Below are 20,945 nucleotides of genomic sequence, written 5' to 3'. Positions count from 1 at the left end.
CTATTTGACCGACACGCTCGGTCCACCCTCCACCGCCAGCACGAGCCTGCGGTTGGTGATCCGAGCCAACTGCGCCAGGCGGCCGGCCGGCCGCTCGCCATAGAGATCGGAGAGCGATGCCGGCAACACCAGCGCCAGCACGCCGTTGGCGCGCTGCTCCCATTTCAGCCTAGGCATGATGCCGGGCATCGAGGCCGTCAGCAGGTAGACCACCCGCATCATCGCCGCCAGCACGCGAGCCCGCTCGAGATAGCGCGGCGTAGCCAGCGCCTTGATTTCAGGTGCGATGGATTCGTTGAAGATGCCGTCGTGACGATAGGCGTTGGCCAAAGCCAGGAAGGCGCGGCCGGGATGGTCGACGCCGAAGAAAGAGGCGTGCGCTATGATGTTGAGCGATTGCCTGCCGCGATATTCCGGGTGCGCGCGCCAGCCGATGTCGGCCAGCAATGCGGCAGCGTGGCGGTAGCGCGCCTCGTCCTCGGTCTCGTCGATGCCGAAGGCCGCGAAGGATTTGGCCGTCCAGTCGACCAATTCATGCGCATGGGTGAACGAGCGCGAGCGCAAACGGGCGAGTTCCTCGGACGCCGAGATCAACGGATCGGCCTTCTGCTCGGCCTCGTCGAGCAGCGAATAGAGGAAGCCTTCGCGCACGCCGAGCGCCGAGACGATGATCTTCGACGGCTGCATCGCCGCCATGATCTCCTGCAGCACGATGGCGCCATAGGGCAGCAGCGAGCGGCGGTTCTTCGAGACGCCCTCGATCCCCTTGACCTTCTCGATCTCGGCCTTGGCCACCTGCTTGAGAAAATTCGTCGCGCTGTCGGCCGACATCTCGTAGTGGTGCATGACGCCAAGCGGGTAGTTGGTCATCTCCATGTGCAGGCGGGCGAGGTTTCGCCAGGTGCCGCCGACGGCGTAGAAGGGCCGGCCCTGCCCGCCTTTCAACAGCTTCGCGCGCGCCAGTTCGTCGCGCGCGATCTTCTGTGCCTGGGCAAGCGAGTTCTTCGCCATGTCCTGCAGGCGCAGGCCGCCGAGCGGCAGCGTTATGCCGTCGCCGATCGCCTCGCCATTGACGTCGACCAGTTCGAGACTGCCGCCGCCCAGATCGCCGGCGATGCCATTGGCCGGGTGGAAGCCGGAGATGACGCCGAGCGCCGAATAGTAGGCTTCCTGGCGGCCGCTGATCACGCGGATCTCGGTCTTGAGGACCTCTTCGGCGCGATGGATGAAATCGGGACCGTTGATCGCCTCGCGCGCGGCTGCCGTGGCCAAGACATACATATGCTCGGCGCCCGCCTGATCGGACAGCGCGCGAAAGCGGCGGAACTCTTCCATCGAGCGGGTCACCGCCTCGGGGTCGAGTTTTCCGGTCGAAACGATGCCACGGCCAAGACCGGCGAGCATCTTTTCGTTGAACAGCATGGTCGGCGAGCGCGCCAGCCCCTCATAGACGACGAGGCGGATCGAATTCGACCCGATGTCGATGATGGATAGCGGTCGGCGGTCCTGCAGCCGGCCCTGGGAATCAGACAGCATCAGGTGGACGCTGCAGCGTTCTTCTTGCGGCGCTTGAACTGCGCAATGCGCTTGGGCGCGTGCGACTTCAGCGCGTCACCCCGTCCCGACAGGCTCGGATTGGTCATGAAATATTCCTGCGCGTTGAACGGTTCCTCGCCCTCCTCAAGCACCACGCGCCGGGAGGTTCCATCAGCCAATACGTCGAAACTTTGCTGATTGTCCATGATATTGCCCAGCATGATCTGGCCCAAAACCTGTTCATGCACAGTTGGATTGGTGATCGGCACCATGGTCTCGACGCGACGGTCGAGATTGCGCGGCATCAGGTCGGCGGAGGAGATATAGACGATCGCCTCGTCCGAGGGCAGGCCATAGCCATTGCCAAAACAATAGATGCGGCTGTGTTCGAGGAAGCGGCCGACGATCGACTTGACCCTGATGTTTTCCGACAGGCCCGGCACCTGCGGCCGCAGGCAGCATATGCCGCGCACGACGAGGTCGATCTCGACCCCGGCGCGGCTGGCATCATAGAGCGCGTCGATGATGATCGGGTCGACCAGCGCGTTCATCTTCATCCAGATGCGCGCCGGCTTTCCCTCCAGCGCATGGGCGACTTCGTCGGAAATGTGGTGCAGGATGCGGTTGCGCAGCGTGAATGGCGAGATAGCCAGCCGCATTTCGGCGGTCGGCTCGGCATAGCCGGTGATGAAATTGAACAGCTGGGCAACGTCGCGGGCGATCGTCGGATCGGTGGTGAAGAAGGACAGGTCGGTGTAGATACGCGCGGTGACCGGATGGTAGTTGCCGGTGCCCAGATGCACGTAGTTGCGCAGCTTGCCGTCCTCGCGCCGCACCACCAGCGACATTTTCGCGTGGGTCTTCAATTCGAGGAATCCGAACACGACCTGCACCCCTGCGCGCTCGAGGTCGCGCGCCCAGCGGATGTTGGCTTCCTCGTCGAAGCGCGCCTTTAGCTCGACCAACGCGGTCACCGACTTGCCGGCTTCGGCCGCGTCGACCAGCGCGCGCACGATGGGGCTGTCGTTGGAGGTGCGGTAGAGCGTCTGCTTGATCGCCACCACTTCCGGATCGGCCATGGCCTGGCGCAGGAACTGCACGACGACGTCGAAGGATTCGTAGGGATGGTGGACGATGATGTCCTTCTCGCGGATGGCGGCAAAACAGTCACCGCCATGCTCGCGGATGCGTTCGGGAAAGCGGGGATTGTAGGGCGTGAATTTCAGGTCGTCGCGGGGAACAGCGACGATCTCGGAGATCTGGCTGAGCGCCAGCGGACCGGTCAAGACGCTGATGCGGCTCGACGAGACGCCGAGCTCGCCGGCCACGAAATCGCGCAATTCCCCAGGCATCAGCCTGTCGAACTCGATGCGGATCACCGAGCCACGGCGCCGCCGCTTAAGCGCCGTCTCGAACAGGCGCACCAGATCTTCCGACTCTTCCTCGACCTCGATATCGCTGTCGCGGATGATACGGAATGTGCCGGAGCCCTTGACCTCGTAGCCGGGGAACAGCTTACCGATATAGAGACCGACCGCCTCCTCCAGCGGGATGAAGCGAACATGGTGCTTGCGATCGGGAAGCCGGATGAAGCGCTTCAGCGCCACCGGCAGGCGCAGAAGCGCGCTCATCTCCTCGCCATTCTTGCGGTGGCGCAGCTGCAGCGCCATCGAGAAGCCGAGATTGGGAATGAACGGGAACGGATGCGCCGGGTCGATCGACAGCGGGGTCAGCACCGGAAACACCTGGTCCTGGAAATGCTCTTCCAGCCAGACCTTCTCGTCCTTGGTCAGCGCATCGCGCGTAATGCTCTCGATGCCTTCCTTGTTGAGCAGCACCGTCAGAGCCGAAAGGCTCTTCTGCTGATCTTCCTGCAGCCGCTCGACCTCGCGCAGCAGCTGTTCGAGCTGCTGTTCGGGGGTGCGGCCGTCGGGGCTTTTCAGCGTGATTCCTTCGCGCACCTGGCCGGCGAGGCCGGCAACGCGCACCATGAAGAATTCGTCGAGATTGGCCGCCGAGATCGACAGGAAGCGAACGCGCTCCAGCAGCGGATGGTGGGTGTTCAGCGATTCCTCGAGAACGCGACGATTGAATTGCAGCCAGGAAAACTCACGGTTGACGAAGCGATCCGGGTTGCCGCCCTCTGAACTGGCCACCTCGACATTGACGAATTCGCTCTGCACCGGCTTCAGTTCGTTCATTGTCCCTGCCCACAACCGTTCCCTTGGAGCGCCGCCAGATGGCGATGAACGCTCTAACATGCCTTCGTAAAGCGTTATCAGTCGCGGAATCGCTTGGCATCCGCGGTCACACGCTTAACCGGCTCAACTTATCCTCTGACAGGCTTTTGCGACAGTTTCATTTCATCGATCTTGCAAAGAGACCTGTTATGATCCAGATGCATGCGAGACTGCGTTAAGGAGACGACGATGGCAGGCGGTTCCATTCCCCATTTCCAGAACGATGCCGGCCATCCGGCGATCGACATCGGGGTCAAGGAATTCATGTGCACGGGCGCCAATCCGCCTTTCGACCACCCGCATGTGTTTCTCGACATGGGCGACGACAATGAAAAAGTCTGCCCCTATTGCTCGACGCTCTATCGCTACTCGCCGAAGCTGAAGGCAACGGAAACGCTGCCGGCAGGCTGCCTCTACATCGACCAGGCCGCTTGATTCTTTCCCGACGGACCTGATGGACGACCAGCGCTCCCGGCAAATCGTCATCGCCGGAGCGGGCGTCGCCGGGCTGACCGCGGCACTTGCTTTTGCCAGACGCGGCTATCCCGTGCAGGTGTTCGAGCAAGCGCCGCGCCTGGAAGCCGTAGGCGCCGGCCTCCAGCTTTCTCCCAACGCGACACGCATCCTGCGTGACCTCGGCGTGCTCGACCGGCTGCTGCCGGCGGCGGTGCGGCCGGAGGCCGTGATGCTCAAGGATGCCAGGACGTTACGCCAATTGGCGCGTGTGCCGTTGGGACAATCGGGTGAAAGCCGCTGGGGCGCTCCCTATCTCGTCGCCCATCGCGCCGACCTGCAGAGTGCGCTGATGGCGTGTGCGGCAGAGATGCCTGATATCCATCTCACGCTCGGGGCGCGCGTCGAAAAAATTGCGACTGGCAGCCGTGGTGTGACGGCGACCGTCGAGATTGGCGGCAAGACGGCAGAGGAACAGGGCTCCTTGCTGGTCGGCGCCGATGGCGTCTGGTCGTCGGTGCGCGGGCTTGTCGATGCAAAAAGGATGGCATCGCCAAGAAGCCGTTTTTCGGGAGAGCTGGCCTGGCGCACCACCGTCGCGGCCGACAGCGGCGCCGGGCAAGCCTTTGCCGCGATCGGCGCGGCCGATTGCGTCACGACTTTCCTGCATCCGGGTTTCCATATGGTCGCCTATCCCGTCAGCAAGGGCGACGCCTTCAATCTCGTCGCGTTCACCAAAGGCGAGCGCATCGCCGAGGGGTGGTCCGGCCGTGCCGATCCCGGCATCCTCGCCGCCGCCATGCGCGGCACCGCGCCAGGACTCGTGAAGCTGGTGGAACAGGCCGGCCCGTGGCTGACCTGGCCGCTGCATACCGTGGAGCAGAAGCAGCCCTGGACAATGCCAGCCGGCATCGCGCTGATCGGCGATGCCGCGCATGCGATGACGCCGTTCGCTGCACAGGGCGCGGCAATGGCGATCGAGGATGCAGCGACGCTCGCCACTCTGGTCACCGACTTTCCCGCCGATCCGCGACAGAGCCTCACCATCTGGGAAAATCTGCGGCGGCCGCGCGTGGAGAGGGTCCTCAAGCGCGGTGCGCTCAACCGGCTTGCCTGGCACGCCCGAGGTCCGGTGGCACTGGCCCGCAATGTGGTGCTGGCGGCACGGCCGGCGGAGAAGCTCGCCGCCGACCTCGACTGGCTTTATGGCTGGGAGGAGCAGAGGGTCGTCAGGCGGTAGGACGTCGACTCTGATCTAGTCGCATGGTTCAAGGGGCGCGCGCCCGATGGTCGCGGTTATCAAAGCGCGATCAATAAGGCATTGCGCGAATATGTGATGAAGCAGGACCGTAAAGCCGATTAGCTAATTATACAGCCGCAACGACCATCCCAGCGACACCGGCAACGGGTTCCACCAGCCGGTCCGCAGGCCGGCGGTGCGCAACGCGGCGGCGGTCCAAGTGTTGCAGCCGACCAGTGCGTTGAAATGACCGTTCGCCTCGTAGAAGCGGTCGAAGCTGGAGTAGGCCGCAGTCTCGATGACGATCGGGCCGCCAGGCCCCTGCTGAAAACTGGCTGCGATAAAATCAAGCAAGGCCGTGAACTGATCATCACCAATGTCGAAGCCGGCGACATCGGGATGCGGTTCGACGATAGCGCCGGCGACATCGACATGCATGACCGAGGCGTCGAGGGTCAGCGCCTTCATCACCGGAACGGCCTTGAGCTCGGACCACGTCGGTGTTTCCAGATAGAAGGCGCGGCCGCCCCAGCCGAAGACGATGTAGCGCACCTCGGGCGCATCTGACGGCAGCCCGGCGTCCACCAGGAAGTGGAAGCGCTTGCGTACGGCGTCGTCCACTGGAATGGCGATATCGGTATGGATCGGGTTCTCCAGCACCAGTATATGCCGCGTGCCCTCGCCCGCCGACGCCGCCGGCCAGAGCGGGCGCGGCACCAGCGTGCCGAGGGTCGCCGCAAGCACGATCGCGGCCAGCACCATGGAGAGGAAACGCAGGACTTTTCTCATCGATGACGCCCCCGCCGCCAATCGCATCACCCGATCCACAAGCAAAGAGCCCGGCCGCGTTGCGGCCGGGCTCTTGCGCTCGGTTTGGACCCGCTCAGTGCAGGATCTGGCTGAGGAACAATTTCGTGCGCTCGTGGCGTGGGTGGTCGAAGAACTCGGCCGGCGTGTTCTGCTCGACGATCTGGCCCTGATCCATGAAGATCACCCGGTTGGCGACTTTTCGCGCAAAGCCCATTTCGTGGGTGACGCACAGCATGGTCATGCCTTCCTCGGCCAGACCAACCATGGTCTCCAGCACTTCCTTGATCATTTCCGGGTCGAGCGCCGAGGTCGGCTCATCGAACAGCATGATGCGAGGGTTCATGCACAGCGAACGCGCGATGGCCACGCGCTGCTGCTGGCCGCCAGATAGCTGGCCGGGATATTTGTTGGCCTGCTCGGGGATTTTCACGCGCTTGAGGAAATGCATGGCGATTTCCTCGGCCTGTTTCTTCGGTGTCTTGCGCACCCAGATCGGCGCAAGCGTGCAGTTCTCTAGGATGGTCAGATGCGGGAACAGGTTGAAGTGCTGGAACACCATGCCGACCTCGCGGCGCACCTCGTCGATCTTTTTCAGATCGTTGGTCAACTCCTTGCCATCGACGATGATCTTGCCCTTCTGATGCTCTTCCAGCCGGTTGATGCAGCGGATCATCGTCGATTTGCCGGAGCCCGACGGGCCGCAGATGACGATGCGTTCGCCGCGCATCACTTTGAGGTTGATGTCCTTCAGCACATGGAACTCGCCATACCATTTGTGCATGGCGATGATGTCGATGGCGACATCGGTGGTCGAGATGTGCATCTTGGCGGCGTTGACCTTGATCTCTTCCGCGCTGACGGCGTTTTCGGTGGCCATGACGGGTCCCCTTATTCTTTTGTTAGCGTTTGTGGCCGGTGTCGAGCCGGCGTTCGGTGTACATTGAATAGCGCGACATGCCGAAGCAGAACAGCCAAAAGACAAAGGCGGCGAAGACGAGACCGGATTTGGCGGTCTGAGCCGTTGCCCAGTTGGCGTCGGAAAAATTCTGCTTCACGATACCGAGCAGGTCGAACATCGAGATGATGAGGACCAGGCTGGTGTCCTTGAACATGCCGATGAAGGTGTTGACGATGCCGGGAATGACAAGCTTCAGCGCCTGCGGCAGCACGATCAGTCCCATCTTCTGCCAGTAACCGAGGCCGAGCGAATCGGCCCCCTCATACTGGCCTTTCGGAATAGCCTGCAGCCCGCCGCGCACCACTTCGGCCATGTAGGCGGCGGCAAACAGCGACACGCCAATCAGCGCCCGCAAATATTTGTCGAAGGTGACGCCGGCCGGCAGGAACAGCGGCAGCATGACGCTGACGAAGAACAGAACGGTAATCAGCGGGATGCCGCGCACGGCTTCGATGAAGACCACGCACAACATCTTGACGATGGGCATCTTGGAGCGCCGGCCGAGCGCCAGCACGGTTCCCAGCGGCAGCGACACCGCGATGCCGACGAAGGAAAGGCTCAGTGTGATCAGCAGCCCGCCCCAGCGCGAGGTTTCGACATGCGGCAGGCCGAATACGCCGCCGACCAGCAGGAAGAACGAGACGATCGGCAGTACCAGGAACAGCAGGATGGCGTTCAATCCCTTGCGCGGCACACGCGGGATCAGCATCGGCACCAGCAGCGCGGTGAACAGGATGGCGACCAGGATCGGCCGCCAGCGCTCCTCGACCGGATAGGTTCCGAACATGAACTGGCCGAACTTGGCATTGACGAAGGCCCAGCAGGCGCCGCTCCAGCCATCCGGCTGAATGCCGCCTTGCGCGACGGTCGCGCAGACGGTGCGGTCCGGCCCTGTCCACACGGCGTTGATGAACGCCCAGTTGATGATTTGCGGCAGAACCCAGGCGACGATGACGATGCCGAGGATCGTGAGGATGGTGTCGCCAACCGAACCGATCAGGTTCCTGCGCACCCAGGCGCCGGGGCCGCTGACGCTGGCCGGTGCAGGCTGCGCCAAGGCCATTTCGGTGCGCACCCAGGACATATCGTGTTCCTGCATGGCTCTACCTCTCCACCAGCGCCATTCTGGCGTTGACCACGTTCATGACTGCGGAGGTCACCAGGCTGAGTATGAGATAGGCGATCATCATGATCAGCACGCCTTCGACCGCCTGTCCGGTCTGGTTCAACACCGTGCCGGCGGTCGCCGTCAGGTCGGGATAGCCGATGGCGATCGCCAGCGAGGAGTTCTTGGTCAGGTTGAGATACTGGCTGGTCAGCGGCGGGATGACGATACGCATGGCCTGCGGCACCACAACCAGCCGCAAGATCGACCCGGACCGCAGCCCAAGTGCCGCGGCCGCCTCGGTCTGGCCCTTGCTGACGCCCCTGATGCCGGCGCGCACGATTTCGGCGATGAAGGCGGCCGTGTAGCAGGACAGCGCCAGATAGAGCGACAGGAACTCCGGCTTGACCTGAAAGCCGCCGGTCAGATTGAAGGTCGATTGTTTGGGAAGATCAAAGCTGAGCGGAAAGCCGCTCAGCACATAGGCGAGCACCGGCAGGCCGACGATCAGCGCCACCGAGGTCCAGAACACCGGAAATTGCTGGCCGGTCGCCATCTGCCGCTGACGCGCCGTGCGGGCGACGAACCAGGCCATGGCGATGCCGACAAGGAGGGCGACGAAGATCAGCCAGGAACCCTCGCCCCAGACTGCGCGGGGAAAGTAGAAGCCGCGCTGGTTGAGGAAGGAGCCGAAGGGCAGATGATAGCTGTCACGCGGCGCCGGCAGCACGGCAAGCACGCCGGAATACCAGAAGAAGATGACCAGCAGCGGCGGGATGTTGCGGAAGATCTCGACATAGACCGTGCAGATCTTCTGGATCAGCCAGTTCTGCGACAGGCGGCCGATGCCGATGACGAAGCCGATGATTGTGGCGGTGATGATGCCGGCCACGGCGACGATGATGGTGTTGATCAGGCCGACGACGATGGCGCGGCCATAGGTCGAGTCCGACGTATAGGCGATCGGCGTATCCGAAATGTCGAACCCGGCTCTGCCCCTCAGAAAACCGAAGCCGGAAGCGATGTGCAGGCGCTGCAGATTGTCGATGACGTTCTGCACGATCCACCAGACGGAGCCGAACAGGACGATGACGACCAGCGTCTGGAAGAAGAGACTGCGTATCTTCGGGTCATTGATGAAGGAAGCCCTGCTGGACTCCTCGCGAAGAACTTCCTGCGATGCCATGTGCCCGTCCCCTGAAAAGAGAAACCGGAAGGCAGATATCTGCCTTCCGGATCACATTTCGGTCAGCGGATCGGCGGAGCGTATTGCAGGCCGCCCTTGGTCCACAGCGCATTGATGCCGCGCGCGATCTTGAGCGGGCTGCCCGAGCCGACATTGCGATCGAACATTTCGCCGTAATTGCCGACGGCCTTGACGATATTGACGACCCAGTCATTGGAGACGCCGAGATCGGTGCCGATCTTGGTGTCGGCTTCCTGGCCGAGAACGCGCTTGATCTCCGGGCTGGCCGAGTTCTTCATTTCATCGACATTGGCCTTTGTGATGCCGAGTTCCTCGGCGTCAAGCAGCGCGAAATACGTCCACTTGACGATGTGGTACCACTGGTCGTCGCCTTGGCGCACCGCCGGTCCGAGCGGCTCCTTGGAGATGATCTCGGGCAGCACGACGTGATCGGCCGGCGAGCCCAGCGTCAGGCGGATACCGTAAAGGCCCGACTGGTCCGTGGTGTAGACATCGCAGCGGCCGGCGTCATAGGCGGCGTTGACCTCTTCGAGCTTCTCGAAGACGACCGGATTGTACTCCATCTTGTTCGCCTTGAAGTAGTCGGCGAGGTTCAGCTCTGTGGTGGTGCCGCTCTGCACGCACACGGCCGCGCCCGAGAGCTGGAGCGCCGAATTGACGCCAGGCAGCTTCTTGGCGTTGATCATGAAGCCCTGGCCGTCATAGTAGGTCGTGCCGATAAAATTCAGGCCAAGCGCCGTGTCGCGATTGATGGTCCAGGTGGTGTTGCGCGACAGGATGTCGACCTCGCCGGACTGCAGCGCGGTGAAGCGCTCCTTGGCGCTGAGCGGGGTGAACTTGACCTTGGTGCCGTCACCGAAGACGGCGGCCGCGACAGCGCGGCAGAAATCCGCGTCGATGCCCTGCCAGTCACCCTTGTCGTCGGGCGCCGAGAAACCGGCCAGACCCGTCGAGACACCGCATTGGATGAAGCCCTTCGCCTTGACGGTGTCGAGCGTCGTCGCCGACGCGGCCGACCCCATAAACCCGAGCGTAGCGGCGCCAAGGATGCCGATAGCAATATGTTTCATGACCCACAGACCCTTTTCTGTTTTCAGGCAAAACCTGATCTTTTTTCCCGTGTGAACGCAGCTCCCATTCCAGCCCATTCCCGGAATCCCGCATCGTAAGCGACGCGCCGCCTCCCATTCACGAACAGCATCGAAGGCGATAATTCCTGTGAGGTCAAGGGAAATGACCGAATCCGAACGTCTTTGAAAATCGATTGCCTGAAATGCCCGAATTGCAGACAAACGCAGCCGCAATTTAGTCACGGCGCTAATAAAGTCGGCAAAGCGCATTCATCGCAAATGCGGGTCAGCGGCGAAATCCATAACTGGCACGAGCTTGGCGTCCCTGATCTGGATACCGGATGAATTGGCAAGTCCGAAGACTGTCATCGTTTCTGCGCCGTCAAAGTGCGCGAGACATCAACCACACGCCGGCGGCCACCATCAGCGCGCCCGAAATGCGCGAGATCAACGGCCCGCTCGTAGCCATCTTTTCCAGGAGAACGAGGATGGCGATACCGGCAATCCACAGGATGTTCATGACGCCGCCGACGAACAGCAGGGCCATCAGCGCCCAGCAGCAGCCCAGACAATAGAGGCCGTGGTCGACACCTAGCCGAATCGCGCCGACCGGCGCGGAACGGAACCCGCCATGGCTCATCAGGAACCCGATCGGCCCCTGACATTGGCGCAAGCAGACGCCCTTGATCGGCGTCCATTGATAGAGGCCGGCGGCGATCAGGACGAGGCCGCCGAGGATCGTGCTGTCGGTCGCCATCGAGGGGTCGAGCAGGGCCAGGCGGCCGAGCAGCCATTGCGCGACGGTCGCGGCGATGCTGAAGACGATCCAGACGGTGAGATAGCCGGTAAAAAACCATCCGGTCGAAGCGATGGGGCGGCCATCCGCCTGCGCCTTGCGGCCGATGCCGGCATAGAGCAGCAGCAGCGGCGCGACCGAAGGCGTCATCATGCCGACCATCATCACCGCCCACATGGTGAAGATGAAGGCGAAATCGGCGGGTGCCCAGGCCCGGAAACCGGGCGCCACGGCGGCGCCCATATCCATGCCACCCATGTCGATATTCGACATGTCCATTGCGGCCATATCGCCGCTCGCTCCAGCCGGCATCGGGGATGTGGGCATGGCCATGTCGATGGCGAGCCACAGCACATAGGCCCAGGCGAGCACCGCAATCACGACGATCGCGGTCATCACGACCGTGCGGTCGCGCCGCAGCACCGCCTCTAAGGCCGTGTCGCCCATTGGATCAGCTCAATGGACGACGCCGCTCTGCGTGAGATGCAGATTGGCAAAATGACTGTGCGTATCGGCCACCTCGAACTTGATCGGGCCTGTCGCCTTGGTCCAGCCGCGCCCGATCTCGGCCATTGCGTATTCGGAGCCGTGCGGCAGGTCGATGCGTGCCCGATGCTCGGCGCCGGTGACCGGATTCTTGATCGGCTCGCCATGACCGTCGGCTACGCCCTCGACATGCAGGCGTCCGGTTCGCGCGTCGACGTCGACCTCGAAGTCGATCGGGGCAAAGATCGGGTCATGGAATTTCTCCAGCGTGGTCGAGAAGACCTCGAATATAGTCGCGCCTGGTTCGGTGTCCTGTCCGCCGAGTATGCGAAGCAGCGCTTCACGTTGGGCCTCGCTCGCCCTCTCGTCGACAACCACCGCTGCTTCGCCGCCGCCCTGATGGATGGCGCCCGGCCAGCGGAAAATCCCGACGAGCCGCAATCCATCAAGTTTGGTGGCTCCGTGATGCCCGCTCTCGATTTCGATGCCGGTAACCGCCTGACAGAAGCCGTGTGTGGGCATGGCGTTGAACTGGCATGGGCAGCCATAGGCGCAATTGCAGTTGACGAATTCGCGCGCCTTCATTGTCCATTTGACTTTGGCCATGGCATTCCTCCCCTTGCCGCGCTCTGTGAACGCGATACCCGGACCGGGGGATCAGGAGGTAACCGGCCAAAAACCGTCCGGCAGCATCTGATCGAGGCAATCCGGCGATTAATATTAGAAATCTATTATATATGTTTCATAGCCGCCTACAATAGGTTGACCGGGGCACGATCGGCTCCGCCGACAATCATTGCCGCCCCTTGGCCGGCCCGTTTCAGGGCCTCGCCACAATGCCGTTCAGCCGGAGAATTGGCATATTCGAAGTCTATCCTTGGCGAAGGCTGGGCTGTTGCGCGGTCCACGACGCCGCACTATGGCTAGCGCCTTGTCAAACAAGGCGAAGACGAAGAATGGCTAAGGACGGCAACGAGCAGGGTTCCGGCAAAATGGGCATCAACACGCGGTTGGCCCATTCGGGCAACAACCCGCACGACTATTTCGGCTTCGTCAATCCGCCTGTCGTGCACGCCTCGACCGTGCTGTTCCGCAACGCCGCCGCAATGGCTGGCCGCAGCCAGAAATACACCTACGGCACGCGCGGCACGCCGACGACGGACGCCCTTGCCCAGGCCATCGACGCGCTGGAGGGATCCGCCGGCACGATCGTGGTGCCGTCGGGCCTTGCGGCGGTGACCATTCCGCTGCTCGCCTTCGTATCGGCCGGCGATCACCTGCTGATTGTCGACAGCGTCTACCATCCGACCCGTAATTTCGCCGACACGATGCTGAAGCGGCTCGGCGTCGAGGTGGAGTATTATGATCCTCGTATCGGCGCTGGCATCGCCGCCTTGATCAAGCCCAACACCAAGGTGGTGTTCACGGAATCGCCAGCCTCCAACACGTTCGAGGTGCAGGACATCCCGGCGATCGCCAAGGCGGCGCACGCGGCCGGCGCTATCGTGATGATGGACAACACCTGGGCGACGCCGCTCTATTTCCGGCCGCTCGACCACGGCGTCGACATCTCTATCCACGCGGCGACGAAGTATCCGGCCGGCCATTCCGACGTGCTGCTGGGCACGGTCTCGGCCAATGAGAGCCACTGGGAGCGGATCTACGAGAGCTTCTGCACGCTCGGCTGCTGCGCGGGACCCGACGATGTCTACCAGGTGCTGCGCGGTCTGCGCACCATGGGCGTGCGCCTTGAGCATCACCAGCGCAGCGCGCTGGCCATCGCGTCGTGGCTCGAAGGCCAGAAGGGCGTGGCGCGCGTGCTCCACCCTGCCCTTCCCAGCCACCGGGACCACGATCTGTGGAAGCGCGACTTTTGCGGTTCGAGCGGCATCTTTTCCATCGTGCTCGCCGGCGGCGGCCAGAGGGAGCAGCACGCTTTCCTCGACGCGCTCAGGATATTCGGCCTCGGCTATTCCTGGGGCGGCTATGAGAGCCTTGCGGTGCCGGTCTGGCTTGGCGACCGCGTCGTTGCAAAAGGCCCTTATGAAGGCCCGTTGATCCGCCTGCAGATCGGTCTCGAGGATGTAGACGACCTGAAAGACGACATTTTGCGCGGTCTGGCCGCAGCGACGGCCTAACCGGCGCGCACGGACTGACTGCCGGGCAGAATCAGCAGACAGCCGCAAGGCCTTGGCGCTGATGACAAAGCGCGAGCCGCTCGCGGCATCCCATTGCTGCGCGTCGCGCAATACTATTCTCCCGGGCCGCTGCTTTCGGGATTTGTTTGACTTTCAAATCCGCGGGTTCTGCCGCATTGCGTGCTGCACTGGTACCCTCGTCCAATCCCATTTGGTCACAACCCTGCCATGGCCTTTCGTCTTTTTGTCCCCATCCTTGCCGGCGCGACGCTGCGAGAGCGGCTGCTGGTCTGTATCGGTGCCACGATCGGCATCGCGCTGACCGGCGTGATCAGCGGGCTGGCAATGGGCGGCGGCCCGCATGTGGCCCTGCTGGTGGCGCCGATGGGCGCCTCGGCCGTACTTCTCTTCGCCGTGCCCGCGAGCCCGTTGGCGCAGCCCTGGTCGATCATCGGCGGCAATTCCATATCGGCGCTGGTGGGCGTGACGGTGGCGCATTTCATCCATGATCCGGTCATGGCCTCGGGCCTTGCCGTGGCGCTCGCCATCGCGGCCATGTCGTTCACGCGCTGCCTGCATCCGCCGGGCGGCGCGGCGGCGCTGACGGCGGTGCTCGGCGGGCCGGCCGTAGTCAGCGCCGGCTTCCTGTTTCCGTTCGTGCCGGTGGCCCTGAATTCGATCATCCTGGTCACGCTCGGCCTGCTTTTCCACAGGCTGGCGCGGCGCAACTACCCGCATGTCGCCGCCCCCGCAGCCAACAGCCACGGGACGGCCGATCCGCCGGCGCAGCAGCGCGTCGGCTTCCAGCCCGAGGATATCGACGCGGCGCTGACCACGCTCGACGAAACCTTCGACATCGACCGCAACGACCTCGAACGGCTCCTGAGGCAAGTCGAGCTGCAGGCCATGGTGCGCTCACACCGGACGCTGCTTTGCCAGGACATCATGTCGCGCGACGTGGTTTCGGTGCCCGAGCAGGCCACCGCCGACGAGGCGCGCCAGCAACTGCTCGATCACAACATCCGCACCTTGCCGGTGGTCGGCGCGGATGCAAGGCTGGTTGGGGCCGTCGGCCTGCGGGAGCTGACGAAGGCGACCGATACGGTGAAGGGCGTGATGTCGAAGGCCGGCACGGCTTCGCCCGAGACACCGGCGATGAGCCTGCTTCCCTTATTGACCGACGGCCGCAGCCACGCCGTGGTCATCGTCGACGGTGAGCGGCGCATTCTCGGCCTGATCACCCAGACCGACCTTCTGGCGGCGGCAGCGCGCGTGCAGGCCGCAGACAAAGGACTGGCGGCGGCTTAAAATAGCGGAGCCAGGTTGCCGAAATTCGGGAACCTTTTTTCGGCGGGCGCGTCCAACGTGCAGTCAAGCGTCTGCTCGGGGAGATCCGGTCGCGATGAGCAAGCTCGCAATACCCGTCAAAATGCCCGGGGTGGCCGAGGCTCTTTCCGGCGACTTGATGCTTGTACAGCGAGCCCTGGCGCGCGACGCGGGCGCCTTCCGCACGATCATCAAGACATACAACCAGCGGCTCTACCGCATCGCGCGCGGAATACTGCGCAACGACGCCGAAGCCGAGGACGTCGTCCAGGAGGCCTATGTCCGCGCCTTCGCCAATCTGGCGACATTTCGCGGCGACTCTTCGCTCGCCACCTGGCTGTCGCGCATCGTCATCAACGAAGCGCTCGGCCGCCTGCGCAAGAGGCGCCGCACCGTGGCGATGCCCGAAAATCCGGAAGCGCAAATCATCCGCTTTCCCCTCAACCCCAGCGACGACCCGGAGCGGACGATGGCGCAGCGGCAGATTCTCGCACTTGTCGAACGGGCGACCGACAGCCTTCCCGACATCTACCGCATGGTCTTCGTGGCCCGCGTCATCGAGGGCCTGAGCATGGAGGAAACCGCCGATCTGCTCGGCGTGCGGCCGGAGACCGTCAAGACAAGGCTACACCGGGGGCGTAGCCTGTTGCGCAAGGCGCTGGACGACGAGATCGGCCCGGTCCTGCTCGACGCCTTCCCCTTCGCCGGCCGCCGCTGCGAGCGGTTGACCAAGGCCGTGATGGGGCGGCTGGGCCTGGAATGATCCCGTCGCGATTTTGCGGGAACGTTTTTCCCGGCCGTGCATCCAATCGGCGTCAACTGGAAATGTAAGCCCGGCGCTTCCTCGCGGCCGGGCGAAGGAGGATGCCATGTTCACCCGATATACCGCCGCCCTTGCCGCCCTGCTTTTCGTCAGCGCTGCTCCGTTCGCGCAGGCCGCGGACAAGCCGACCGACCCGCAGATCGCCCATATCGCCTACACAGCCGGCGTCCTCGACATCGAGGCGGCCAAGCAGGCGATCAAGACATCGAAGAACACGGAGGTCGTCGCCTTCGCCAAGGACATGGAGCGCGACCATGAGGCGGTGAACAAGCAGGCGCTCGATCTGGTCAAAAAGCTCAAGGTGAAGCCCGAGGACAACGCCACCAGCCAGGCGCTGACCAAGGCGGCGGAAGAAGAACACGCCAAACTCGCCAAGCTGAAGGGCGCGGCTTTCGACAAGGCCTATATCGAGAATGAAGTCGCCTATCACAAGCAGGTCAATGGCGCGCTCGAAACGCTGCTCATCCCTTCGGCCAGCAATGCCGAATTGAAGAGCCTGCTCGAGACCGGCCTTAAGATCTTCCAGGGGCATGAGCAGCACGCCGAACATGTCGCCGGCATGCTGAAATGAAAGCGGGCGCCTTGATCCATCTGCCATGGGTGGCCGCTCTGACGCTTATGGCGGCGCCGGCGGCGGCCGCAACCATAGAGGTCACCATCGACAAGCTCGTCTTTTCGCCGGCGACCGTCGAGGCGAAGGTCGGCGACACGATCGAGTGGGTCAACATGGACGTGTTTGCCCATACGGCCACCGTCAAGGGCGGCTGGGAGGTGATGATCCCGCCGAAGAAATCGGCGAGCCTGACACTGAAGGCGGCGGGAGCGGTCGACTATTTCTGCCGCTTCCACCCCAACATGAAGGGTCATGTGAACGTGGCGCCGTGATGCCATCGAGGGCTGGCGGCGCAGAGCCGCCAGCTTCACGGCGTCGGTCCAATTTTTGCAGAAGCCGTCGCTGCTAATCGTGATGCGCCTTGACGCGGTGACGATGCGCGGCCTGCTTTGCCCGGTTGCCGCACTGCGCCATGCTGCACCAGCGGCGCCGATGGCCGCGGGTGTGGTCGACGAACAGCAGCGTGCAGGCCGGACCCTCGCAGGCTTTCACATGTGAGAAATCCTCGCTGCAGACGAACCGCGCCAGCGCTTCGCCGATCGGCAGCAGAAGCGCCTCGGGCGAGCGCCATTTGCGGGCCATCTGAAGCCGAAAAGGAATCTCGCTACCCGCAGGCATGTCCTTATCGGCTAGGACGACGATCCGGGTAAAGCTCTCGTCGCGCTCGAGCAGGCGGTTGAGCGGATCCAATTGCGCAAGATCCTGCGCGGCCAGCGGACGCCCCTTGTGTTCGCGCACGAACCCGCGAAACCATTCCCTGAGGCGGCGTGCCTGGTCGGCGACCTTGTCGAGTTCGCCCGGGAGAGCTTGCTTGCGCATGTCCCCAAGCGCTTCGGACGGCGCCAGCCGCGCCTGTTCTACCCAATCCAGCAACCCCTCGCCATCCTTGATCCAGTCGACAGGGGTATCGAGCGGCGTCGCGATCGAATTGAGGAAATCCAGGCCGAGCGCGTCACCGACAAAGATCGCAGGGGTCATCGTAACTCCAATCGCGCATCGGTCCCGCCGAGCGCCTTGAACACAAATCAGTGATAACCCCTTCAAGGCCAATTGACAAGTTACGCTCATATCCCGTAACCGTTCTATATGCGTTTATCAGGTTACTCATCAACTCGACTTATAAAGAGCCAGCGCGTGCCGGCGAGATGCGAACCTGAGCCCCATAATGGGGCTTGCCCACCCTCAATCGCGATAACCTTCCCAATGCCGATTTTTCGGTTACAGCAATGGAGAGAAGCATGACCGCCTACCGCAATGCCGATGTCGACGGCTTCAACATCTTCTATCGCGAAGCCGGCACACCAGGCGCACCGAAACTGTTGCTGCTGCATGGCTTCCCGAGCTCGAGCCACATGTTCCGCGACCTCATTCCGCTGCTTGCCGACCGCTTCCATATCGTAGCGCCCGACCTGCCGGGATTCGGCCGCTCCGACATGCCGGCGCGCAGAACATTTGCTTATACGTTCGACCACATTGCCGAAATCATCGACCGCTTCACCGAAGTGGTCGGCTTCGACCGTTATGCGCTCTACGTGTTCGACTATGGCGCGCCGACGGGCTTCCGGCTGGCGGTGAAGCACCCCGAGCGCATCGCCGCGATCATCTCGCAGAACGGCAACGCCTATGAGGAAGGCCTGAGCGATGGCTGGAACCCCATCCGCGCCTATTGGCACGACCCGTCGCCGGCCAACCGCGAGGCGTTGCGCCCTACCTTCAAGCCGGACGCGATCGCCTGGCAGTACACGCATGGCGCGCCGGCGGATCTGATCTCGCCCGACGGTCATTCGCTCGACAGCTTCTATTTCGGCCGGCCGGACGCCGAGGAAGTGCAGCTCGACCTGTTCGGCGACTACAAGAGCAATGTCGCCCTTTACCCCGCCTTCCAGGCCTATTTCCGCACCCACAAGCCACCGTTCCTGGCGGTGTGGGGCAAGAACGATCCATTCTTCCTGCCGCCCGGCGCCGAAGCGTTCAAGCGCGACATGCCGGACGCGGTGGTGCGTTTGCTCGACACCGGCCATTTCGCACTGGAAACGCATGCCAGCGAGATCGCCAAAGCGATCCTCGATTTCCTGCATTGACCTGAAAAGAGGAGACTTGCCATGTCGAATTCCGTCGCCATCGTCACCGGTGCCAGCCAGGGCATCGGCCAGGCCATCGCCATCCGGCTGGCGCGGGATTTCTCAGGCCTTGTGTTGGTCGCTCGCAGCCGCTCAAAGCTCGAAGAAACCGCCGAGGCCGTTAGGGTAGCGGGCGCGAAAACGCTGGTCATCGATGCCGATCTTGCCCAGGCCGAAGCCGCCAAGGCGCTGGTCGATCAGGCGCTCGCCGCCTTCGGCCGCATCGATGCGCTGCTCAACATCGCCGGTGCCGTGCCGCAGATTGACCTGTTCGACATGTGCGACGAGCAGTGGGATGCCGGCCTGGCGCTGAAACTGCACGGCGCCCGCCGGCTTACCGTCGCGGCGTGGCCGGCGCTGAAAGCCGCCAAGGGCGCCGTGGTGCTGATGTCGGGCAATTCGGCACTGTTTCCCAAGGCGCCCTATGCCGCCGTCGGCACGATCAATGCGGCCATCGTCGCGCTGGCCAAGGCCTTCTCCGACCGCGGCATCGCCGACGGCGTGCAGGTCAACAGTGTGTTGCCCGGTCCGGTGATGACCGGCCGCCGGCGCTCCTATCTCGAACACTGGGCGCAGCTGCACAAGGTGAGCGTCGAGGAGGCGACGGCCAACTTCCCGAGAGAAGCCGGCATTGCCCGCTACGGCGAGCCGGAAGAGATCGCCGAGCTGATGGCCTTCCTGGTGTCACCCGCCGCGCGCTGGATGACCGGCTCGACGCTGCGCATGGATGGCGGCGAAGTGAAATCGATCTGAGGAGGATGGCATGATTGCCTGGAACAGCGTGACCCGCGCCCATGTCATGCGGGCGATGGAAGAGTATGACCGGCTGGGGCCTGAGCGCTTCTTCGCCGAGCATGGCTTTGCCCCGACCACGACCTACGAGCTGGTGGCAGACAACCGCCTCTATCCACCTAAGGCGATCCTCGGCACTGCCTACGAATTCGCCACCGGCAAGAGGCTGGCATCGGGTGACTTCGAGGGCGGCAAGAGCGGCGCGGTGAAAGTGCTGGGGCAGTTGGGGTTCATCGTCAGGGCGAAGTGACGGCCGTCAGGCAGCGACGCTGCACCTCGACATGACGCCTCATCTCGACGCTTTGGCCTGCCCCGCAACCTGGTCGAGCTGCAGCGAGGCGCGCCTTGCCTCGTCCGGCCTTGTGATATGCGTCCAGGAGCCGTCGTAGCTGGGCCTGCGCCGCTCGATCCAGGCGGCAAGGCCTTCCCTGAGATCGGCGGTCGGGGCCATGCGGGCGAATTGCTCGGCCTCGACCAACAGCCCTTCGGCGATGCTGAGGTTGATGCCGCGGGCCACCGCAGTGAGAATGCCGGCGAGCGCTGCCGGCGAATGCGTGACGATGCGGCGGGCAAGATCTTGCGCTGCCGGCATCAGCTCGGCATGCGGCACAATCTTGTTGACGAGGCCGAGTTCGGCCGATCGTTCAGCCGAAAAGGTTGCGCCCGTCAAAAGCAGTTCCAGAGCGCGCTTGCGCCCGGCGAGCCGCGGCAGGCGCTGCGTGCCGCCGAAGGTCGGCGGCATTGCGAGGTTGATCTCCGGCTTGGCGAACAGGGCGCGGTCGCTGGCGATGGCCAGCGGCACAGCCTCGGTGATCTCGCAGCCTCCGCCGAAGGCAATCCCGTTGACAGCGGCGATGATGGGTTTGCGGAAGGCTTCGAGCCTTGCCGTCAGTCGCTGGCCGCGCAGGACGAAGTCGCGCAACGCCACATCCGTGCCTGCGGCGACACTCGATGAGAATTCGTTGATATCGCCGCCGGCGGAGAAGGCACGTTCCCCTGCCCCGGTCAGGATGACAGCGCGGACCGCATTGTCGGTCTCTATCGTGTCGAGAACCGCGAGCAGGCGATCGATCAGAGCATAATTCAGCGCGTTGAGCTTTTCCGGGCGGTTGAGGGTGAGAACGCTCACCCCGTCGCGGGTCTCGTTCAGGATAAGATCGGCCATTGTTCTTCCTTTCCAGATACCACGGAAAGGGATCATGCTTTCGATTGCGTGTATATTCACTAGTCGG

General features: G+C 63.2%; 21 protein-coding genes and 1 pseudogene. 11 read left to right on the top strand and 11 right to left on the bottom strand.

Translation table 11 applies throughout. The features are described from left to right. Both ppx and ACVILI_RS15835 read right to left on the bottom strand, forming a co-directional pair. On the bottom strand, window positions 1-1,536 hold the full coding sequence (ppx, locus tag ACVILI_RS15840; RefSeq protein ID WP_038645997.1) for an exopolyphosphatase: 1,536 nt from the start codon (window positions 1,534-1,536) through the stop codon (window positions 1-3). After that, the gene (locus ACVILI_RS15835; RefSeq protein WP_027046695.1) at window positions 1,536-3,737 is read right to left on the bottom strand and encodes an RNA degradosome polyphosphate kinase; all 2,202 of its coding nucleotides are present in this window, start codon (window positions 3,735-3,737) and stop codon (window positions 1,536-1,538) included. The genes ppx and ACVILI_RS15835 overlap by 1 nt, the downstream gene beginning before the upstream one ends. A 228-nt stretch (window positions 3,738-3,965) precedes the next feature. Here ACVILI_RS15835 and ACVILI_RS15830 point away from each other — a divergent pair, with 228 nt between their 5' ends. From ACVILI_RS15830 to ACVILI_RS15820, 3 genes and pseudogenes are all read left to right on the top strand, one after another. Next, the gene (locus tag ACVILI_RS15830) at window positions 3,966-4,211 is read left to right on the top strand and encodes a zinc-finger domain-containing protein (protein WP_015318409.1); all 246 of its coding nucleotides are present in this window, start codon (window positions 3,966-3,968) and stop codon (window positions 4,209-4,211) included. A 19-nt stretch (window positions 4,212-4,230) separates the two neighbouring features. After that, complete coding sequence (locus ACVILI_RS15825) at window positions 4,231-5,469, top strand: FAD-dependent monooxygenase (protein WP_038645993.1); 1,239 nt, start codon at window positions 4,231-4,233, stop codon at window positions 5,467-5,469. A 15-nt stretch (window positions 5,470-5,484) separates the two neighbouring features. Further along, a pseudogene (locus ACVILI_RS15820) lies at window positions 5,485-5,592 on the top strand (hypothetical protein); the annotation flags it as partial. Here the strand turns inward: ACVILI_RS15820 and ACVILI_RS15815 are convergent. From ACVILI_RS15815 to ACVILI_RS15785, 7 genes are all read right to left on the bottom strand, one after another. Further along, complete coding sequence (locus ACVILI_RS15815; RefSeq protein WP_038645991.1) at window positions 5,593-6,258, bottom strand: TIGR02117 family protein; 666 nt, start codon at window positions 6,256-6,258, stop codon at window positions 5,593-5,595. A 94-nt stretch (window positions 6,259-6,352) separates the two neighbouring features. Next, entirely contained in the window at window positions 6,353-7,102 is a 750-nt protein-coding gene (locus ACVILI_RS15810; protein WP_031240865.1) for an amino acid ABC transporter ATP-binding protein, read from the bottom strand. 76 nt (window positions 7,103-7,178) lie between these two features. Then, window positions 7,179-8,336 carry an amino acid ABC transporter permease gene (locus tag ACVILI_RS15805; RefSeq protein ID WP_019857397.1) on the bottom strand — a complete coding sequence of 386 codons (1,158 nt, stop codon included), beginning with the start codon at window positions 8,334-8,336 and terminating at the stop codon, window positions 7,179-7,181. Between the two features lie 4 nt (window positions 8,337-8,340). Further along, window positions 8,341-9,528: an amino acid ABC transporter permease gene (locus ACVILI_RS15800; protein ID WP_038645989.1), complete on the bottom strand. Its 1,188-nt coding sequence runs from the start codon at window positions 9,526-9,528 to the stop codon at window positions 8,341-8,343. Between the two features lie 62 nt (window positions 9,529-9,590). Then, complete coding sequence (locus ACVILI_RS15795) at window positions 9,591-10,619, bottom strand: amino acid ABC transporter substrate-binding protein (RefSeq protein ID WP_019857395.1); 1,029 nt, start codon at window positions 10,617-10,619, stop codon at window positions 9,591-9,593. A gap of 382 nt (window positions 10,620-11,001) precedes the next feature. Then, on the bottom strand, window positions 11,002-11,862 hold the full coding sequence (locus ACVILI_RS15790; RefSeq protein WP_038645987.1) for a DUF2182 domain-containing protein: 861 nt from the start codon (window positions 11,860-11,862) through the stop codon (window positions 11,002-11,004). Window positions 11,863-11,871: 9 nt separating this feature from the next. Further along, complete coding sequence (locus ACVILI_RS15785; RefSeq protein ID WP_019857393.1) at window positions 11,872-12,507, bottom strand: DUF1326 domain-containing protein; 636 nt, start codon at window positions 12,505-12,507, stop codon at window positions 11,872-11,874. 350 nt (window positions 12,508-12,857) lie between these two features. On the opposite strand from ACVILI_RS15785, the gene ACVILI_RS15780 reads away from it, so the two are divergent. The 5 genes from ACVILI_RS15780 to ACVILI_RS15760 all read left to right on the top strand — a co-directional run bounded on the left by ACVILI_RS15780 (window position 12,858) and on the right by ACVILI_RS15760 (window position 17,073). After that, the gene (locus ACVILI_RS15780) at window positions 12,858-14,039 is read left to right on the top strand and encodes a cystathionine beta-lyase (protein WP_019857392.1); all 1,182 of its coding nucleotides are present in this window, start codon (window positions 12,858-12,860) and stop codon (window positions 14,037-14,039) included. Between the two features lie 228 nt (window positions 14,040-14,267). Then, on the top strand, window positions 14,268-15,347 hold the full coding sequence (locus ACVILI_RS15775; RefSeq protein ID WP_038645985.1) for an HPP family protein: 1,080 nt from the start codon (window positions 14,268-14,270) through the stop codon (window positions 15,345-15,347). Window positions 15,348-15,441: 94 nt separating this feature from the next. Further along, window positions 15,442-16,128 (top strand): RNA polymerase sigma factor, encoded by a 687-nt coding sequence (locus ACVILI_RS15770; RefSeq protein WP_019857390.1) that lies wholly within the window; start codon window positions 15,442-15,444, stop codon window positions 16,126-16,128. Window positions 16,129-16,234: 106 nt separating this feature from the next. Beyond that, window positions 16,235-16,759, top strand: coding sequence for a DUF4142 domain-containing protein (locus ACVILI_RS15765; RefSeq protein WP_038645982.1), 525 nt, complete (start codon window positions 16,235-16,237; stop codon window positions 16,757-16,759). Next, entirely contained in the window at window positions 16,756-17,073 is a 318-nt protein-coding gene (locus tag ACVILI_RS15760; RefSeq protein WP_038645980.1) for a cupredoxin domain-containing protein, read from the top strand. The genes ACVILI_RS15765 and ACVILI_RS15760 overlap by 4 nt, the downstream gene beginning before the upstream one ends. Before the next feature lie 73 nt (window positions 17,074-17,146). Here ACVILI_RS15760 and ACVILI_RS15755 read toward each other — a convergent pair whose 3' ends face one another. Continuing rightward, window positions 17,147-17,779, bottom strand: coding sequence for a CGNR zinc finger domain-containing protein (locus ACVILI_RS15755; RefSeq protein ID WP_038645978.1), 633 nt, complete (start codon window positions 17,777-17,779; stop codon window positions 17,147-17,149). A gap of 260 nt (window positions 17,780-18,039) precedes the next feature. Between ACVILI_RS15755 and ACVILI_RS15750 the strand changes: the two genes are divergently transcribed. From ACVILI_RS15750 to ACVILI_RS15740, 3 genes are read left to right on the top strand one after another with little or no spacing between them, the layout of a single operon-like run. Next, window positions 18,040-18,882, top strand: coding sequence for an alpha/beta fold hydrolase (locus ACVILI_RS15750; RefSeq protein ID WP_019857386.1), 843 nt, complete (start codon window positions 18,040-18,042; stop codon window positions 18,880-18,882). 21 nt (window positions 18,883-18,903) lie between these two features. Next, a complete protein-coding gene (locus ACVILI_RS15745; RefSeq protein ID WP_038645976.1) occupies window positions 18,904-19,674 on the top strand; it encodes an SDR family oxidoreductase in 771 nt (256 codons plus the stop codon). A 10-nt stretch (window positions 19,675-19,684) separates the two neighbouring features. After that, window positions 19,685-19,963 carry a hypothetical protein gene (locus ACVILI_RS15740; protein ID WP_038645974.1) on the top strand — a complete coding sequence of 93 codons (279 nt, stop codon included), beginning with the start codon at window positions 19,685-19,687 and terminating at the stop codon, window positions 19,961-19,963. A 39-nt stretch (window positions 19,964-20,002) separates the two neighbouring features. Here ACVILI_RS15740 and ACVILI_RS15735 read toward each other — a convergent pair whose 3' ends face one another. Further along, window positions 20,003-20,878, bottom strand: coding sequence for a crotonase/enoyl-CoA hydratase family protein (locus ACVILI_RS15735; protein ID WP_038645972.1), 876 nt, complete (start codon window positions 20,876-20,878; stop codon window positions 20,003-20,005). Between the last annotated feature and the right edge of the window lie 67 nt (window positions 20,879-20,945).

Source organism: Mesorhizobium sp. USDA 4775 (assembly GCF_054062655.1).
The sequence above is the reverse complement of the archived record's forward strand: the minus strand, read 5'-3'. Positions and strand labels throughout refer to the sequence as shown.

Excerpts from the sequence above, each read along its gene's own strand:
- ppx (WP_038645997.1), bottom strand. The coding sequence starts at position 1,536 with ATGCTGTCTGATTCCCAGGGCCGGCTGCAGGACCGCCGACCGCTATCC.
- ACVILI_RS15835 (WP_027046695.1), bottom strand. The coding sequence starts at position 3,737 with ATGAACGAACTGAAGCCGGTGCAGAGCGAATTCGTCAATGTCGAGGTG.
- ACVILI_RS15830 (WP_015318409.1), top strand. The coding sequence starts at position 3,966 with ATGGCAGGCGGTTCCATTCCCCATTTCCAGAACGATGCCGGCCATCCG.
- ACVILI_RS15825 (WP_038645993.1), top strand. The coding sequence starts at position 4,231 with ATGGACGACCAGCGCTCCCGGCAAATCGTCATCGCCGGAGCGGGCGTC.
- ACVILI_RS15815 (WP_038645991.1), bottom strand. The coding sequence starts at position 6,258 with ATGAGAAAAGTCCTGCGTTTCCTCTCCATGGTGCTGGCCGCGATCGTG.
- ACVILI_RS15810 (WP_031240865.1), bottom strand. The coding sequence starts at position 7,102 with ATGCACATCTCGACCACCGATGTCGCCATCGACATCATCGCCATGCAC.
- ACVILI_RS15805 (WP_019857397.1), bottom strand. The coding sequence starts at position 8,336 with ATGCAGGAACACGATATGTCCTGGGTGCGCACCGAAATGGCCTTGGCG.
- ACVILI_RS15800 (WP_038645989.1), bottom strand. The coding sequence starts at position 9,528 with ATGGCATCGCAGGAAGTTCTTCGCGAGGAGTCCAGCAGGGCTTCCTTC.
- ACVILI_RS15795 (WP_019857395.1), bottom strand. The coding sequence starts at position 10,619 with ATGAAACATATTGCTATCGGCATCCTTGGCGCCGCTACGCTCGGGTTT.
- ACVILI_RS15790 (WP_038645987.1), bottom strand. The coding sequence starts at position 11,862 with ATGGGCGACACGGCCTTAGAGGCGGTGCTGCGGCGCGACCGCACGGTC.
- ACVILI_RS15785 (WP_019857393.1), bottom strand. The coding sequence starts at position 12,507 with ATGGCCAAAGTCAAATGGACAATGAAGGCGCGCGAATTCGTCAACTGC.
- ACVILI_RS15780 (WP_019857392.1), top strand. The coding sequence starts at position 12,858 with ATGGCTAAGGACGGCAACGAGCAGGGTTCCGGCAAAATGGGCATCAAC.
- ACVILI_RS15775 (WP_038645985.1), top strand. The coding sequence starts at position 14,268 with ATGGCCTTTCGTCTTTTTGTCCCCATCCTTGCCGGCGCGACGCTGCGA.
- ACVILI_RS15770 (WP_019857390.1), top strand. The coding sequence starts at position 15,442 with ATGAGCAAGCTCGCAATACCCGTCAAAATGCCCGGGGTGGCCGAGGCT.
- ACVILI_RS15765 (WP_038645982.1), top strand. The coding sequence starts at position 16,235 with ATGTTCACCCGATATACCGCCGCCCTTGCCGCCCTGCTTTTCGTCAGC.
- ACVILI_RS15760 (WP_038645980.1), top strand. The coding sequence starts at position 16,756 with ATGAAAGCGGGCGCCTTGATCCATCTGCCATGGGTGGCCGCTCTGACG.
- ACVILI_RS15755 (WP_038645978.1), bottom strand. The coding sequence starts at position 17,779 with ATGACCCCTGCGATCTTTGTCGGTGACGCGCTCGGCCTGGATTTCCTC.
- ACVILI_RS15750 (WP_019857386.1), top strand. The coding sequence starts at position 18,040 with ATGACCGCCTACCGCAATGCCGATGTCGACGGCTTCAACATCTTCTAT.
- ACVILI_RS15745 (WP_038645976.1), top strand. The coding sequence starts at position 18,904 with ATGTCGAATTCCGTCGCCATCGTCACCGGTGCCAGCCAGGGCATCGGC.
- ACVILI_RS15740 (WP_038645974.1), top strand. The coding sequence starts at position 19,685 with ATGATTGCCTGGAACAGCGTGACCCGCGCCCATGTCATGCGGGCGATG.
- ACVILI_RS15735 (WP_038645972.1), bottom strand. The coding sequence starts at position 20,878 with ATGGCCGATCTTATCCTGAACGAGACCCGCGACGGGGTGAGCGTTCTC.